Origin of the sequence: Massilioclostridium coli (assembly GCF_900095865.1) — a bacterium.
Classification (GTDB): domain Bacteria; phylum Bacillota; class Clostridia; order Oscillospirales; family Ruminococcaceae; genus Massilioclostridium; species Massilioclostridium facile.
The window spans coordinates 740,712-756,105 of the sequence record NZ_FMIZ01000007.1; the positions used below are offsets into that span (position 1 = coordinate 740,712).

Annotated in this window: 12 protein-coding genes; 2 read left to right on the forward strand and 10 right to left on the reverse strand. The window is 49.3% G+C overall.

Going from position 1 to position 15,394, the window contains the following annotated elements; translation table 11 throughout:
* Window positions 1–152: 152 nt before the first annotated feature.
* The 6 genes from BQ2683_RS08650 to BQ2683_RS08675 form a co-directional block, all read right to left on the reverse strand.
* On the reverse strand, window positions 153–1,028 hold the full coding sequence (locus tag BQ2683_RS08650; RefSeq protein WP_069988597.1) for an ABC transporter ATP-binding protein: 876 nt from the start codon (window positions 1,026–1,028) through the stop codon (window positions 153–155).
* Window positions 1,009–1,710: a hypothetical protein gene (locus tag BQ2683_RS08655; RefSeq protein WP_069988598.1), complete on the reverse strand. Its 702-nt coding sequence runs from the start codon at window positions 1,708–1,710 to the stop codon at window positions 1,009–1,011. Before BQ2683_RS08655 ends, BQ2683_RS08650 begins: the two co-directional genes overlap by 20 nt.
* Entirely contained in the window at window positions 1,707–2,774 is a 1,068-nt protein-coding gene (locus BQ2683_RS08660) for an ABC transporter permease (protein WP_069988599.1), read from the reverse strand. Before BQ2683_RS08660 ends, BQ2683_RS08655 begins: the two co-directional genes overlap by 4 nt.
* Window positions 2,775–2,877: 103 nt before the next feature.
* The gene (locus BQ2683_RS08665; protein ID WP_069988600.1) at window positions 2,878–4,047 is read right to left on the reverse strand and encodes a HAMP domain-containing sensor histidine kinase; all 1,170 of its coding nucleotides are present in this window, start codon (window positions 4,045–4,047) and stop codon (window positions 2,878–2,880) included.
* Window positions 4,032–4,709: a response regulator transcription factor gene (locus BQ2683_RS08670; RefSeq protein WP_069988601.1), complete on the reverse strand. Its 678-nt coding sequence runs from the start codon at window positions 4,707–4,709 to the stop codon at window positions 4,032–4,034. The genes BQ2683_RS08665 and BQ2683_RS08670 overlap by 16 nt, the downstream gene beginning before the upstream one ends.
* Before the next feature lie 25 nt (window positions 4,710–4,734).
* Window positions 4,735–5,091: a response regulator gene (locus tag BQ2683_RS08675; protein ID WP_069988602.1), complete on the reverse strand. Its 357-nt coding sequence runs from the start codon at window positions 5,089–5,091 to the stop codon at window positions 4,735–4,737.
* A gap of 176 nt (window positions 5,092–5,267) precedes the next feature.
* Here BQ2683_RS08675 and BQ2683_RS13915 point away from each other — a divergent pair, with 176 nt between their 5' ends.
* Window positions 5,268–5,585: a helix-turn-helix domain-containing protein gene (locus BQ2683_RS13915; RefSeq protein ID WP_235843907.1), complete on the forward strand. Its 318-nt coding sequence runs from the start codon at window positions 5,268–5,270 to the stop codon at window positions 5,583–5,585.
* 386 nt (window positions 5,586–5,971) lie between these two features.
* Complete coding sequence (locus BQ2683_RS08685; protein ID WP_069988603.1) at window positions 5,972–6,496, forward strand: hypothetical protein; 525 nt, start codon at window positions 5,972–5,974, stop codon at window positions 6,494–6,496.
* A 99-nt stretch (window positions 6,497–6,595) separates the two neighbouring features.
* Here the strand turns inward: BQ2683_RS08685 and BQ2683_RS08690 are convergent, their stop codons facing one another.
* The 4 genes from BQ2683_RS08690 to BQ2683_RS08705 all read right to left on the reverse strand — a co-directional run bounded on the left by BQ2683_RS08690 (window position 6,596) and on the right by BQ2683_RS08705 (window position 15,387).
* The gene (locus tag BQ2683_RS08690) at window positions 6,596–7,435 is read right to left on the reverse strand and encodes an HNH endonuclease signature motif containing protein (RefSeq protein ID WP_141720207.1); all 840 of its coding nucleotides are present in this window, start codon (window positions 7,433–7,435) and stop codon (window positions 6,596–6,598) included.
* A gap of 284 nt (window positions 7,436–7,719) precedes the next feature.
* Window positions 7,720–7,923, reverse strand: a complete 204-nt coding sequence (locus BQ2683_RS08695) for a transposon-transfer assisting family protein (RefSeq protein WP_069988605.1) — start codon at window positions 7,921–7,923, stop codon at window positions 7,720–7,722.
* 2 nt (window positions 7,924–7,925) lie between these two features.
* Window positions 7,926–8,870: a hypothetical protein gene (locus BQ2683_RS08700; RefSeq protein WP_069988606.1), complete on the reverse strand. Its 945-nt coding sequence runs from the start codon at window positions 8,868–8,870 to the stop codon at window positions 7,926–7,928.
* Window positions 8,871–8,874: 4 nt separating this feature from the next.
* Window positions 8,875–15,387 carry a YodL domain-containing protein gene (locus BQ2683_RS08705; protein WP_235843908.1) on the reverse strand — a complete coding sequence of 2,171 codons (6,513 nt, stop codon included), beginning with the start codon at window positions 15,385–15,387 and terminating at the stop codon, window positions 8,875–8,877.
* Between the last annotated feature and the right edge of the window lie 7 nt (window positions 15,388–15,394).

Consider the following 15,394-nt stretch of genomic DNA (forward strand, 5'->3'; position numbering starts at 1 on the left):
TCAGCATGGCGGCTCCCTCCGTGGGCCGCCGATCCTGCGCCGAACAAAGGAAAGCGGCGGCCTTGATAACTCAAAGCCGCCGCTGGTCGTATGGGCGTGTCAAAAGGGCTGCTGTACGACGGCTTTTTTCTTTGCCGTCGTCCGGCATAACATCAAGTTTTTATATTAGATAAATAAATATAGGCATCTTCAAGTGATGCTTCGCAGGGCCAACATTCGATGTCAGGATGTGACGAACTGATTATTTTCATCAACAATCCATCACTTGTAAGTTGTTTCGCTGAAACATGGTATCGCTGTTCTACTTCTCTGGCTTTATTTTCATTCGATACCCTACACTTCCAAACATGACCTTGTGCCTGCTCAATTAGTTCAGACATATTGCCTGAATAGAGAAAGTGACCTTTTTTCATTACAGCGAGTTGATTACAGGTAGCAGCCAAGTCCTCCGTAACATGGGTTGAAAAAAGAACTGTTCTGTCCGCAGAGAAATCAAACAATAGATTTCTAATTCGGATGCGTTCTTCCGGGTCAAGCCCTGTTGTGGGTTCATCGACAATTAAAACAGATGGATTGTGTAAGAGAGCTTGGATAAGCCCCACTCTGCGTTTCATTCCACCGGAGAGCTGCCGATTTTTCTTCTTCTGATGTGCAGATAACCCTGTGGCCTCCAAATAATAGTCTATTTGTTTCTGGTACTCCGCTTTTTCCATGCCAGACATAATCCCAACATACTCCAATGCTTCACGCACTGTAAGATTGGGATATAGGCCAAACTCTTGCGGCAAGTATCCAATTTGCTTTTTGATGATCTCGTAATTTTCCGGCTTAACAGTGAGGCCGTTTATTTCAACCGTACCAGATGTGGGAGTAAGAAGTGTAACCAATATCTTCATCAGTGTTGTTTTTCCGGCTCCATTTTCCCCCAGAAGTCCATATATGCCATGTTCGATAGTCAAGTTTACATGATTTAGGACTTTCACACCCTTTTTGTATTCCATTACTAAATCACATACTTTTATTCCCATGTTTACACCACCTTTTTTTATTAAAATCCGGCTGCTGATTTACCAGATGTAGATTCCAGTACATTAAAGCAACTGCACATACAACGTATAATATTCTGCTCGGCCAAAAAGGAATTAAATAACCATCCTGAACAACTTCCCCTGACAGCTTGAATAGCTGTAATATTTCTGGTAACACACGAATGATCGTAGATGTCAAAAGCAGCCAAAAGAAGAACAGCAGGCCGATAGCAAGCCCTATATTCCGCATTAGATTTGTAGCGGTAAAGCAAAACGTTCCCATAAAAAACATACTTGCGGCGCAGGCACCCATGCAGGAAGCGTATAGACTTATGACGGGAACACCAGAATAGTTTGTAGGATGATACACTAACACGAAACCCCAATAAAAAACAGCAACTAAAACAATTAAATATAGTTGGCTAATAAAAGCGCGTTTTAGGATCGAACCACGTTTTTGTTTTATAGGGAATAAAGAGTAAGTGGAGATTCTTTCATTCATATACTCCATATAATAAATATCAGCCATGAACACGCCTGCAAGAAGCGCAACACTTGATTCCAGAACAGAAACAATCTCGTTATAGGACATAATTGGCCTTACCAAAATGATAATTACCATAAAGAGCATAGAATAAATGATCTTATACATAGGCAGTGCTATTTTTAATTCATACTTCATGTATCACGCCTCCTTTCCCATATCTGAATACTGGCAATAAGCAGAACAATAGCTAAAATCAAAAGAAAAATTTGATTGCTTACAATTCCAGATGGTATTTCTGTTTCAGTAAACAACTGAGGAAAGCGTATAAATATTGCTCCGGGCTTTACCTGATAGTGGTAATCCTCGGCGGAACTCAGCGTACCGATGTTGGCGTAAATGAAATACAAAAGCATTGCCGGAATTGCCGGAATTACGTTCTTGAACAAAATTGAAATAAAGAGCATAATGCAGCCTGTGAGTAGAATTCCGGGCAGATCATACATTATGATATTGGCCCAAATATCCCAAAGGCTTGTTTTGTATCCATAGCTGTTTCCTGCACTTACAGCGACAACATCGACAATCGCTGTTAGTATAACAACAAAGAGTAAGACCATTGAGATTCCAGCAATATATTTGCCCAGAACATAATTCCGGCTGCTGATCGGTTTCGTATGAATAAAACTGTAAATGCTTTTCCTCATGTCGCGCATAAGCAAAATTGCAAAAACAGATATTGTGAAAAGTATAGAAGTGATTCCGAGATAATCCGCATATTTTCTTCCCAAATAGCTCGTATATGATTCTTCCTGAAATACTGAATCCAAATATTGCTGCACCTCGCCAGCATCAGCTTTTTTATAGGCACTCATATTCCATACAGATTGAAAACCGACTATCCCATATTCATCAATGAAAAATTGTCTAATTTCTTGCACTGTCCAGCCTTTACTAAGCACTTCGTCCATTTGCTTTTGTGCATCCTCATGGCTCATTTCACATTCACTTACCAGATAGGCTTCCATTTCTTGTGATACATACTCCCACCGTTCGTTTTCCGGTGTCGGAATATACCCATCCGTAATGTTGCCATCGTAAGAATATTCCATTGTTTCTCCGTCTGGCTGAAAATCGTCATATAGTTTGATGTATGGCGATACGGTGATATACAGAATCACAACCATAGAAAGGACACCAATATAGGTAAGCGGACTTTTCAGCAGCAGCATAAAATCCTTTTTGACTAAACTCCAATTCATGCAATCGTCCCCCTTATCCGTTTTCTTATCCTAAGTATATCGGTAAAATAACTACAAAAAAACAATAGCGGTGATTTTCTTAAATCTACCGCTATTGCCCGATTCATGCAGCAATATTAAATTCCACGCAGGCACCTCCGCCCGGTGAGTTATATACCCGGAGAAATCCTCCATGCTTCTCACAAAGCATTTTGCAAATGTATAGACCCATGCCATAATGCTCTGTTCCTACGCTTTCGCCATGATAATAAGGCTTGACCGCTTTACTTAATTCGTCTGGCTGAAACCCTTTTCCATCGTCATGCACGCAGACATTCAATAGGGATTGAGAGTAGCGAAACTCCACACGAACACACTGAACCGAAAAACGCATAGCATTATCAATTAGATTTTCAAGAACTTCAAGGAAAATAGATATGTCCAAATTCAACTGTTGTTCTTTCAGTTCGCTATGCACCTCAAACTGCTTCGCATATTTTTGAGCGAGAACAGTCAAAATTGCTTCTGTTTTAGCAAGGAGATCGGCTTGGCTGACATACGCTCTGCTTATAATAATTTCATCCAAACGATTTATGTTTTTCATTGTGCCAGCAAAACAGGATATTCTTTCTGTTTGGCTCTGCAATTCTCCCAGCACTTCTATTACTTTTTCCTCTGATAATCTGTGCTTAGGATAGTACCGCAACAAATACTCAACATAACCTTTCATGACCGCCAGTGGTGTTCGTAAATCATGAGAAAAGGCTGAACGCATTTGCTTTTGTTCGTCTATCATGTTCCACATTGAGCTGTTGTTTTCTGCTAATTTTTCGCGCATTTTTTCAAATGCAGCACAAATCTGGCCTAATTCATCATCATAGACATAAGAGATTTTGAAATCCAAATCCTGTCTGCTTATTTTATCCGCAGCTTCATTTAATACTGAAAATGGTGTTTTCAACCTGCGTTTATAGAATAATGTGAGCGATAAAAAGACACCGAAAAGTGTAAAAAACAAAATGCACCAGCTTGAAATAAAATCACAAAGCTCTTTTGCTATACGATCTGATGGTATCATTATTTCCGGGGAGACATCGGGGATTTGCGGCACATCACCAAAAAGTTGAGAATATCCGTTTTGATACTCATATAGTTTTGAAGAATCCGTATACTTTAGCTGAATATTGTCAGAAATATTTTGTGCTGCGTCCTGAACTGCGATGGAAAGTATGATGGATATTGTTAATGATATTATTAAATACTTAAAAAGTGACCGTTTTATTTTGCTGCCCATCTATATCCACATCCCCAAACCGTTTCAATGAACTCCCTATCTGTATGTTCTCTAATCTTGTTACGGATTCTCCGAATCAATTCTGTTACATTTTTATTATCGCCATCCCTATCCAGTCCCCATAGTTTTTCATAGATCATTTCTCGATCAAAAACTTGTCCGGGATGACGAGATAATAACGCCACTATATCAAATTCAGACTTTGTAAGTTCTATGACCTGATTATCAAAACTTACTTTTCGGCTATTCAGATCAATAATCAAATCGTTGTCATATCGAAATTCTGTTTTCCCTTGGATTCTTGCCTCTCGCCTTAAATGAGCTTCGATCCGGGCCAGTAATTCGCCAATCGAAAACGGCTTTACAATATAATCATCACCACCCGCTTTCAAACCGATAATTCGGTCTTTTTCTTCTATACGGGCGGATAAGAACAATATAGGGCAATGTACGCAGTCACGGATTTTTTCGCAAACCTCTATGCCGTCCATTTTGGGCAGGTTTATATCAAGAAGTATTATATCAGACTGCTTTTGGACTTGTTTTAGAGCTTGCTCTCCGTCAAATGCAGTCGTAACAGCATACCCCTCCATCTCTAAAACATCTTTTATCATATTAACCATACTTTTATCATCGTCTACAACCAAAATCTTTTCTTTCATGCGTTCCTCCACGGGCAAATCAACTCTAACTTTGGTGTTTTTCCAACACCTCATATATTTTGGAAAGGGTGAAGTTCAGTTTATCATAGAAACAGTCGGCACCATTTTTAATCACGGCTGCGGATAAGGCTTCATCCGCAGCCGCAGACACCGCGATAACAGGAATATCAATCCTTTGCAGTTTCATCCATACTAATAAGTCTATCACAGTTTCACCATACAATAAACAATCAGAAATAATCAAATCTGGCAATGTAGAGGATATAATCTGCTTTGCTGTTCTAATATCTCCACATGATACAGGTATCCAATGTTTATTGGAAGCAGCCATGCTAACGCCATTTCTATATGCAATATCGTTATCTATTATCAAAACCTGCATATTCAACCTCCGCTTATCACAGTTTCCCTATTTTAAGTTATAGTTTTAATTTAGTTTACAAGGAGAATGTCTACAAAAAGACAACAGAGAGGAAAACATCTTCCTGTCTACGCATTTAGGGGGCAAAAAGTCTACGGAAATCAAGGCTTTTCGGCGGTGGTCGATGGGGTGGCAGAATGATTTATCACATACCCGTCGAAACGGGCTTTGAAATGCGTAGGAAAATCTTTCCGCCGCTGGTTTTCCTGCCGGTTCTGTGGTATGCTGGAATAAGACAAAAAACGACAGGAGTTGACACGATGGCCAAACAGGAAATGTTACTGGACACAGCTACCATCAAGGCCGCCGTCGCTGGTGAGAAGTGGGCCAAAGATAAAGTGATCGAACACTACACCCCCATGATCGACGTGCTGGCCGTTGACGAAGATATGAAGCAGCACCTTATTCTGAAACTGCTGGAAGAACTGCCACACTTCCCGATGGGGCAGGCATAAAGAAAAAGAACGCCGGACGCAGAGGCACACAGCCCCCACGCCCGGCGCTTTGCGATGCTTAGATCACTCTTACACTTTATATTTCATATTGTATTGCTCTAAAACCACATTGATGATATACTAAGAAAAGAATATCAAGTGTGTATCTACAAGTTAAAAGAAAGGGAAAAATATACTATGCTCAAATCAATTATAACATTGATAGTTACCCTTATTGTAGGAGTTGTATTCATGGCAATAGGAAATGATTTCCTTAATGGATCTACTGATCTCGGTGTGATTGTAGCCGTTGCCGTAGCGGGGGCCTTGGTTGTGTTTTTTAATGGACAGAAAGGAAAATGAAAGGTACGATTACAAAATAGGATTTTTGATGTGGAGAGCTGATTATGGAGAATATATTTGATAAGTTCAAGAAATTAAATTTAGACACCTCGCCCATAGGTCTATCAATCGAATTGAGAGAACCATTTTTTTGTACGCCGATTGGAGCCCAAATTATTGGGTGGGATAATGGAATACATTATTGCTTTATCAAGGGATTTAAGGAGATTGTTTTTTGCGTAAATCCAGAAACGTGCTGTAATTATTATGTTTATCCACTTGCTAAAGATTTTACAGATTTTTTAAGGTTGCTTCTTTCTCTGAAAACAACAAATGCAATTCAACAAGTAGTGTGGATGGATAAAGATGCTTTTGAAAACTTTATGAATGATCCTGATGAAGTTAGATATACAAGTAGTGAGCCAGTGCAAAGCATACTTCAAAATATTTCCTCTAATTTAGAGGTTGAACCGATAGAAAATCCATTTGATTATATCAAAAAACTCCAAAAGGATTTTCCGTATAAAGAGATAAAGTTTACAGATGAATTTTATAATATAACTGGTTTAACACGGCAAGAGAATATCTAAAAAAGTTGCAGAGGACACTTTCAACAGTGTTCTTCTGCAACTTTTTTGTTGACTAATTAAACTTTTGATTTTTGTGAGATTTCTTTGAAAAGGATGCCGTTAATAACCAGCCCACCAACTTGTTACCTGTGTATGTGTTGCTTTTGGAAGATGAATCAGATTGCTATACGCATTACTTCCGCCGTATGCAAGCGGGCGAATATGGTGAACATCGTATAAACTGCGATTTAAGGTAACGCCCGTATTGGCGGTGTAAGTATTATAGTAGGTATCAGCTAAATTAGACGGACGAGTAGTTGTTGCACCTTTGGCATAGTTAGCAGGCGGCATGGGTAGGCTTTTCCCGCTTACAGAATCAGAAAAATTAAAATTCCAAGCGTGTCCTGTTCTATTAGAAAGTGCAGTTGTTGTTACGCCACTTCCAGAAGTAGCATTATCATAGTCCGTAATAGTGTAGGCAACATAATAATACCCTGTTTTTGCAGGAACTGTCCATGTGTAATCTACGCCATACTCACTGTTGGATGTATATGTATGGTAAACAGAACCCCCAACATTTGAGTAAGAGCCGGATAATGTTGTAAAACTCCCCTTTAATTGAGCTGTCAATTTAATATTTGGTTTCACAAAAGGAGAGGTTGGGCAATCAACATTAAAATACCAAGTAAATTCGCCACCACTGGTTTTTTTAATTCCAGCACGGACAAGATAAATTTCAATTCCTCGCTCACTGGGAGTATCAGCAGATCCTTTAGGAACAGGGATGGCAACTTCGTCGAAAGTAAGAAGTTCACCATCCTCAACAAGCATTTCACCCGTGGTCGTATCGTAATGAGTGACTTGCCCGGAATCAGCGGGAGAGGTATCCATGACGGCTTCCAACTCATTCTGGTAGGGTTCAGCCGCAATAGCAGTAATCGACATTCCTATGGCCATCATGGTGACAAGCACCAAACTCACAATTTTCTTTAAGTGTTTTTTCAACATACAGTCATTCCTCCTTATTAGGTATCGTAAATAGAAAATGCCATCAAACTATCATCCCAATGGAATCACCTCTTTCATTCATTTCAATCGCGCAATCCCCTTATGTTTTATGGTAAAATTATACAAATTATGAAGTATAAAGTCGATATTATATGAACAATACAGTGTAATATACTAAAAAGCGCCGGACGCAGAGGCCATACAGCCACCGCGCCCGGCGCTTTGCTATACTTGGATCACTCGTCCGTGAAATGGAACTGCCGCGCCTCAAAGTCGGCGTCGTGCATGGCGTCCAGCTTGTCGGCGGTCTGGCGGGCCAGCGCCGCCATGTCCTCGTCCATGTCCGGCAGGGCGGCCCGAATGTTGGCCGCCGTTCTGCGCCGGTCGCTCTTGTGATACATACAGATCAGGTTTTCTTCCTCTACGGTAAACGGTACCATTGTCATACCTCCAATTCGTTTTTCTTGGTTCTGGCCGGGGCCTTTTTCGGGGCTTGGGCCTGTTTGGTTTCGGATAGCTGCCTGCGGATGGAAGCGCGGGGCCTCCGCACTTCCTTGTCCCGGTTCTCGTCCTTGCCGATCACCGCATACAGGCCGTGCCGGTCTTTCATGCCGGTAAAGCACAGGGATTTATAGGGCAGCATAGAAAACAGCCGGTCGGTGTCCTTGCTGGACGCAATCTGGACGAAGTACGGGGACAGCTCCACCATGAAATGCGTTTTGTTGGGGCTGTTGGGGGCGGACAGATCTTTCAGCCCGGCCACGATCCGCTGCGCCTCGGCCAAAATCATGCCGTCATGCAGCGCCGTGACGTGGGCCTTGAAGTCGCCGGGCGCAAGCTGCGCCCGGCCTTTCTGTTCCTGCCGCAACAGCTCCCGCAGGTGTTCCGGCTCATTAGGCTTGGCCTCATACCGCAGGAACGCCCCCAACTTGGGATCGGGCCGCCCGTCGAAGTACAGACCGGCGGGCTGCTCCCGGTCGCCCTTTTCATAGTGCAGGATGATGTTGTCGGCCTGTACCGCCTCGGCTGCGACGTGCCGGAAGTGCTGGGGATAGTCCAGCTCATAGAGATTGCCGCGAATGACGCCCCGCACCTTGCCGGTCAGCTCCACGGCGTAGGCCAGCACCCGGTCACGGGTCTGCTCCCCGTAAAACTTCCATGTGTTGTGCTGCCGGGTGCCTTGCAGGTACACATCACTTTCCCGGAAACAGTGCGTCCCGGACGGGCGGGACATCCACAAAAGCGTCCTGTCCTCGGCATTGTCGCTGGCAGCGGCCCGCCCGATGATCTCTTTGTCGATCTCAAAATCGCTGCGATAAAAGGCGGTGTTCTGCCGCATGAGCTGTTCCAGCGCGGCCAGAACATCCACATTCTCAAACCTGTTCATGGTGTCACACCTCCAATTCCTGTGCTTTTTCCCGCTGCGGCGGTTTCTTCTGCTGTTCCTCCTTGGCGGCTTTGAGCTGCGCCCGGATGGACGGTTTTTTCTGTTTCTGCGCCGGGCGCTGGGGCTGCTTGGGCTTTTGGGCCTCCGCCTTGGCTGCCTCGGCCACGTCGAACAAGGAAATCTGTTCCCCGGCTTTGGCCTTGGCTTCCAGTTCACTCATGGTCGGGGCATTGTTCAGAACACCGTCGATCATGTTGTAGTTCTGCTCGGTCGTCATTTCAGCGGCCTTGATGGGGCTTTCCTGCTGGGCGGGGATGGCAAAAGCGTCTGTGCCGTTGCCCATGATAAGATACTTGCCGTCCTCGGATTGGTGGTGGAAACCATAGCCTGCGGCCTCCAACTGCTCCCGGCTCATGTCGGTTACAAGGAAGCTACCTCTTGGGGTCTGGATGCTCTCGCCGGTGAGCAATTCCCGTGGCGTAAGCTGTTTTTCCCGCTGCAAGAAAAACTCCGGCACCGGCGTAAAGCCGAAGCTGTCACAGTAATGGGCTTCCTCCTTGCCGCTACGGTTCAGCACCACAACGTCGGAAACGGAAAGGCTGTGGCCGGTGAAGTCGGCGGGACGGTCAAGGTTGAATGTACGGTAGATGTCCTCCAGCGTGGTTTTGCCGTCCAGCGGGGCCGTGTAGATAAGATCGTAATTCTGCCGGTCAACGGCCAGCCCCGCTTCCTGCAAGCTCTCGTAAGCCTCAAAGCGATAGTCCCGTGTTTCCGGCCCGCCTTTGAGCTGGTAGATGGTAAAGGTGTCGCCCTGCTCCTGTGCCGGGGGATCGACGGTGAAATACGGGTTTTCCCATTGGGTGAACGGCATATCCGGCATAGCCTTATAGCTGCCATTCTCCATTACATAGGGCCGCACCCGGTCAAAGCCGATTTCCTGTGCCACACGGGAGAGGCTTTCCAGTACCACGGGATCACTCCGCAACCGTTCCATGCGAGTGAAGTCCTCCACAAGATAATTCTGGCCCGCCCGTACATGAAGAATATCGGCGGCGCTCATGCCGTCCTTGCTTTCCATGCCCAGCGTCAGATGGGCATAGGGTCGGCCATCGGTGTTCAAATCCTTGGCCTCGCTGTTATAGGGCTGGCTCCGCAGCTCGTCGAACCGGGCCTTGGCTTCCTCAAAGGTAGCGAAATGCTCTATCGGGGTCTGCTGCTCGGCATTGGTGGCCCATGTTTTCAGATCGGGAATGATGTAAAAGCCCCATTCCCGGCTTGCCTCCGGCGCGGCGGCGCTGCGCTCGGCCAGTGTCTTTTCGGCCCGTTCCCGCACATCGTCCCGCAACGGCACCGTATAGAGGGTGGACGCAGAGGAAAAGCCCACGTTATTGAAAACGTAGTCTACATCGGCCTCTTTCAAGGCTCCTGCCGGGTAGTAGTCGGCCCGTGTTGGGGTGTCGCTCACCTTGCCGCTGGCAATGTCATGGTTTAATCCCGTTTCCAGATGGGTACAGATTTTGCCGTCCACGGCCAGCGTCACATAGTACCAGCCAATATAACCGCCGGTCTTTTCATCGGCTCCCTCGTTGAACTCCACATTGAGCAGCGTGTAGGGCTTCAAGCCCTTTTGGGCCGCGATCTCGTTGTCCTTGGCCTCCCGCTGCAACAGCGCAGGCAGGGCCGCTTCCTTGGTGGCCTTGACGATCTCCGGGTTGTACTGCACCAAAGTACGGTTGACACATTCCGTCTGCACCTTGACCGTCTTGGCTTTCGGCGTTAGGCGGTTGCCGATAAACAGGGACGCGCCGTTGTCAAAACGGATCGTCATATCGCTGGTGCCGCGCCATTTGCCGGTACAGGGGGACGTGTGGATTTCGCCGGTCTTACAGCCAAACGCCTGCGCGATCACATCAATCTTGGCCTGCAAGGGCAGGTCTTTGTATCGGTCAGCGATTTCCAGCGCCTTTTCCTGCAACTCCGTCAGGGTTTTTGCGGGGGCTGCCTGCGGTTCGGTGTCGGAAGTAACTTCCGGCTCCGGGGCGGTTTCCGGCTCCTGCACGGGTTCTTGTTCCGGCTCCGGCTCTGGTGCCGGTTCCTGTTCCGGGGTGGGTTTCTGTTCCGGCTGCTCCTGTTCCTTGGCATACAGCTCCTTGACGGCCTCCTGCGTCAGCTCCCCGGTATTAAGCTGATCCATCAGCTCCCGGCACCGTTCCGGCGTCCCGATGTAGAGAACATCCCCAATCTTGGCCCTGCCGTTGTCCTGCGGGATATAGGCTTGCAGCATATACAGGTTTTCCCGGCTGTCGCTGCGGGGGTTGGCGTGTACCCGGTAGAAGTAGTCCGGCTCGGCCTGTTCTTGTGCCATCTGCGCCCTCTGCTCCCGGCTGCTGTTGCGTTGCAGCTCCGTGGGCTTGATGCCGGAAAGGGGCTGAATACAAGCAATCCTGTCCGACGCACGGTAGGCATTGTCGTTCAAAAGCCGCTGCCATGCGCCCACACTCGGCGCCCAGCGGAAACCGTGTTCTTTCAACTGCTGGCGGGCGTCCGCTTCCGGCTTGCCGTCAAAGAACACCTGCAAGCGGCCCTGATCCCGGTTGGCCTCCACATGGCCGCCGTCAAACTCCCAGCCCACATAGGCCACTTCGTTTGCGCGGGTCAGGCTTTCGATCCGCTGCCGGACGCGGCGGATTTCCGCATTGTTGTTGGACAGCTCCCAGCTCTGAAACGGCTTCTTTTCATAGTGCCAGCCGGATGCCATATCCGCTTTCAGGTTTTCGATGTTTTCAGGAGAGAGGTGCGGGCAGCCGTCCAGTGTGCCGTGTTTGCGGTAATAGGCATTGACCGCTTTCATGGTTTCCTGCGCCTTTTCCAGACCGGCCAGCTTTTTTTGCAGCTTGGGAATGGCCTGCGGGTCGTCCTGCCGGATGCCGCCCATGCCGGTGCTGCGGATTTTATCAAGCAGCCCTTGGATGTACTGCCATTCCTGCATATTGCTGTCGCGGGCCGCGTTCTGTTTCTCTTTCTGGCGTACCGGGAAATTGGAACCACCGGCAATCAAAATGGACGGAACACGGGCGTCAATCTCATAGCCATGGTTCATGTTGGCGGCCAGTTTCCGCGCATAGGTGTCAAGCAGGCTGTCGATCTTCTCATGGTACATGGGATCGACGCGCTTTTTCTGTTCCTGTGCCAGCGCAAAGGCTTTATCCACATAATGCCGGTATTCGGCTGTGGCGCTGCCGGGCTTGTAGTCGGAAAAGCTGTTCATTTCCTTGGCACGGCGGGCCGCGCCCTCATTGATGGAATAGTAGTAGTCGGACGCCGCAGGTTCTTTTGTCTGCTGTTCCGGGGCTTCCTGCTGGGGCGGCTCTTTGACCTCCTGCGGCTGGGCCGGGGCCTCATAGCCAGCCGCCGCATATTCCTCTACGGTCATACCGGCGTCGGCGGCCTCCTGTGCAATTTCGGCCTCCACCTGCGCCTTGTAGTCCTGCAAGCTCTGGTCGAAGTCGGTCAGTTTCGGCATTTCCGGCAAAGGCTCTCCGTGGTTGAGCAGCGGACGGCACTCCATAGCGTAGTCCACCAGCGCCCCATAGTAGGCGGTTTCCTCCGGCGTCAGGGTGTCGCTGGACGCCAAACGGGTCTGCGCCTCCTGTTCCAGCCGGGACAGGTTGCAATGCAGCTCCATGTAGGGGATGATCTCGGTGAGAAAGGCTTCCCGGCTGGCGTGATCCTCCGCCCATGCCTCCGGGCCTCCCTGCCGGGTCAGATGGTCTTTCCATTTTTCGTCGTTCAGATAAAAGGTCTGATACTCCCGGATATGCTCAATCAGGGAACCGTCCCGGTCGCCAAAATCCTGCCGCCCGGAATAGCTGTGCGGCTCTCCTTGGAATGTAAAATCAATGCGGAAGTCGGTCTTGTCATAGTAGCCGCCGCCTCGATGTTCTGCGTCCAGCCGGGCAAACAAGGCGTCGGCCTCATGCAGCGGCATTTGCTGGCCCATTTCCAGATGGGGGCTTTCGGTGAAAAGGATCGTTACAACCGGCTCCGCTGCCGGATCAAGGGCGGTTTGCTGTTCCGCCTTGGCAACGGCAATCTCACTTTCAATCTGGCTTCTCACAAAATCATCCATGTGGCCGTGCTGCATTTCATAGCCCTGTTCGCACAGACGGTTGATAAGCTCGATCACCTTGTCCGTATCGCCCACAGTCTCGGCATACTCCACGATCAACCGGCGTTCCTCGTTGCCCATGCGCTGACCGTCACGCTCGGCCCAGTCGATCAGAGCGTTGGCCCGTTCTGTGGGGGTGGCCTCCGGCATAATGGGCTTGTTGTTCAAGAGGCCGTCAATCCCATTCCACGGCTGCGGCTCCGGCTGTACGGAAATAGCATTGGCTTGTTCTGCGGCCTCCTGAAAATCTTCCAGTGCGTCGCCGGTGATGGTTTCCGTTACATGGCCCTGCGGTGCTATCCCGGAAAAAATTTCGTCGCGGGCCTCCGACAAAGAATACTCCGTATTGTCCAACTGTCCGCCGTCGATCTCTTTGTAGTCAGGGCCGTACACGGTATAGTCAAAGCCGTTTTCGCTGGTCTGGATAAAGAGAATATTGCCGCTTTCCAGACGGTAGGCAGCTTCTTGGGCCTCGGCCCGTTGCAGCGTCCTGTCGCTGGAAAGGACAAAGCCCTGTGTCTGAATAGCGTCCAACGTGCCTTGTGTCACCTCGCCGGTGGATTTCACATCGGCGTCAATCAGGGTTTGCAGCATGGTCTTTACACTGTCGGTCATTTCCTGCTGCTGTTCCGGGGGCAGCTTGGAAAACACACTGTCGGGGGCAGGCTGCTCGGCGGCCTGTTCCACAGTCGGCTCCACAATTTGCTCCACGGCCTGCTGCGCCTGCCGCTGTTGCTGAAGCTCGGCAAGGTGGCCGTCGATGGTGGTAATCAGCTCATGGGCGGTGGCCCGGATGGTTTCAAGGGACGCCCGCAGCTCTTTCAGGTCTTTGCCGGAACTCCAACCGGCCACATACCCAAAGGAATAGTCGGACGTGTCCAGTCCGTAGTGCTGGCAGACGGCATAGGCCACGCTCTCGGCCTGCACCTCGCGGGTGCGGCTGTCGGGCCGGTCGGCCTGCTCGGTCACAGGGGCCTCCGGGTCAATGGCGTGGAGCTTGGCATGGGCAATCTCATGGATGGCTGTTTTCAAAGTTTGCAGCTCACTCATGTTCTCCTGTATGGCGATCCGCTTTTCCGTCAGGTGGTAGTAGCCGTGAGAACCACCGGGGATGTCCTCAAAGGCCATCGGCACGGGGGAAGTCTGTTCCAGCGCCTTGAAGAAGTCCTCGTATTGCTCCACATTCCCGGCCAGCTCGTCCACACCAATAGAGGGCAAGGGTTCGCCCTCGGTCTGGCTCACGTCAAAGACAGACACGATCTTGAACGCCGGAACTTGTGTTTCCTGTACTTCGGTCAGAGGCTTGCCGTCTTTGTCCATGACCGGCTTGCCCTGTTCGTCCAGCTTCGGCACTTCCTTTTTCACCTTGTAGGGGGCGGGGGCCAGAATCTTGATGCCTTTCTCGCCCCGTTTCACATTGCGGTGAAAATCGTCCCGCCACTTGTTGTAGCCCGCCACAAGCTGGCCGCCCTGCATGGCGATCAGCAGCGTATTGTTGAAGCTGTAACTGTGGAACTTTGCCATAGAGGTGAGATAGGCTTTGTAGCGTTCACTCTCGAAAAGTTCCTGTATGCCGGTTTCCAGCCGGTCGGTGATTTCTTTCATGCGGTCGGCGCTGTTCTGGCTGTTGAGAATAATGGGGACGACGGGCGGCGGGGCCGCAGCTTCGGCGGTGGGCGCTGCCTCTGGCTGCACCGTCCGGGCCGGGGCCTCGTCCCGCAGAATTTCCGGCGCGGGATAAGCCATCACCCGGTATTCCTCCGGCACCGGCTGGCCCTCATGGACACGCTGCCACTCGTCGCCGCTTTTCACCAGATAGCCGTAGTCGGTGAAAACACCATGCTCCGTATTGGCAATATGCAGGCCGAAACGGGGCAGGAAAATTCCCGCTTTCCATTCCTCCGGCATATCCACCATGCCGGAACGGTTCAGGTAGTAGTCACCCAACTGGCCCGTGCCGGTGACATCCGGCAGATGCACATAGTAGTCCACGTTGTCGGGGTAGTCGATGATCTGGCCGATGCTGTGGAAGTCGCGCTGCGGGCTTGTCAGGGCGGCGTTCAGCTCCGCAAGCTCGGCGGCGTCCAGTTTTTCCAGCCTCGCGGCAAGGAAGTTCAGCTCGTCCACATCAGCGGACAACACCAGATCGCGGGGCAGCTTAATGGGACGCTCCTGCGGGCTTCGGTAGTCGTACAAGAAAAAGTCCTGCGGATTGTCGGCACTGATCCCGATTTCCCGCAGGGCTTCTTGCAGCTTTTCGGTTGTGGTCGGCAAAGAAAACCAAAGGCCCTCGTTGCCTTGCTCATAACGCTGTCGGTTATGAAGCAGGATTGAAAACACTTCGCTCATGGGTTCA